Genomic DNA, 1,183 nt, shown 5'->3' on the forward strand with positions numbered 1-1,183 from the left:
TTACCAAGTTCTGGTAGGACTAGTCAATACTTTGACCACGGTTCTGGCTCTTGTCATCATCGATAAGGTGGGCCGCAAGAAGCTGGTTTATTACGGAGTTTCGGGCATGGTTGTTTCTCTGATTCTCATCGGCCTGTACTTCCTCTTCGGAGATTCCCTGGGAGTATCCAGCCTCTTCCTGCTTGTTTTCTTCCTGTTCTATGTATTCTGCTGTGCCGTATCCATCTGTGCCGTGGTGTTTGTACTCCTCTCGGAGATGTATCCCACCAAGGTTCGCGGACTGGCCATGTCGATAGCAGGATTCGCTCTCTGGATCGGAACGTACCTGATCGGACAGTTAACCCCCTGGATGCTCCAGAACTTTACCCCCGCCGGAACATTCTTCCTGTTCGCGCTCATGTGTGTGCCGTATATGCTCATCGTATGGAAACTAGTCCCGGAGACGACCGGGAAGTCACTGGAGGAAATTGAAAGATACTGGAACCGTTCGGAACAGTAAAAAAGATCATATTAACTTAACACTTTAAAGATATATGGATTTTAAAAAACTATCGGACCAATACAGGGATGAATTGTTGAACAATGTTCTTCCTTTTTGGCTTCAAAACTCTCAAGACAAAGAGTTTGGCGGCTATTTCACCTGTCTGGATCGTGAAGGCAAAGTATTCGATACAGACAAGTTTATCTGGCTGCAAGGGCGTGAGGTATGGATGTTCTCCATGCTTTACAATAAGGTGGAGAAACGCCAGGAATGGCTGGACTGTGCCGTTCAAGGTGGCGAATTCTTAAAGAAATACGGACATGACGGAAATTACAACTGGTACTTTTCCCTCGACCGTTCGGGTAGACCGTTGGTAGAACCGTATAACATTTTCTCCTATACTTTTGCGACAATGGCTTTCGGACAATTGAGTTTGGCAACCGGTAATCAGGAGTATGCCGATATTGCCAGAAAGACATTCGATATTATCTTGTCCAAAGTTGATAATCCTAAAGGAAAATGGAACAAGCTTCATCCTGATACACGCAATCTAAAGAATTTTGCTCTGCCGATGATTCTTTGCAATCTTGCTATGGAAATAGAGCATATTTTAGGGAAAGATTACCTAGAACAGGCTATGGATACCTGCATCCATGAAGTGATGGACGTCTTTTATCGTCCCGAACTTGGTGGAATCATTGT

2 protein-coding genes are annotated in these 1,183 nt (G+C 44.8%); both read left to right on the forward strand.

Translation table 11 applies throughout. The annotated features are described in order from the left end of the window. On the forward strand, positions 1 to 499 hold a 499-nt coding region (locus H8S63_RS19740; RefSeq protein ID WP_186927713.1), incomplete at its 5' end, for an MFS transporter. A gap of 34 nt (positions 500 to 533) precedes the next feature. After that, the coding region (locus tag H8S63_RS19745; protein ID WP_186927714.1) for an AGE family epimerase/isomerase at positions 534 to 1,183 on the forward strand (650 nt) is incomplete at its 3' end.

The organism is Bacteroides sp. NSJ-39 (genome assembly GCF_014287315.1).
GTDB classification, from domain to species: domain Bacteria; phylum Bacteroidota; class Bacteroidia; order Bacteroidales; family Bacteroidaceae; genus Bacteroides; species Bacteroides finegoldii.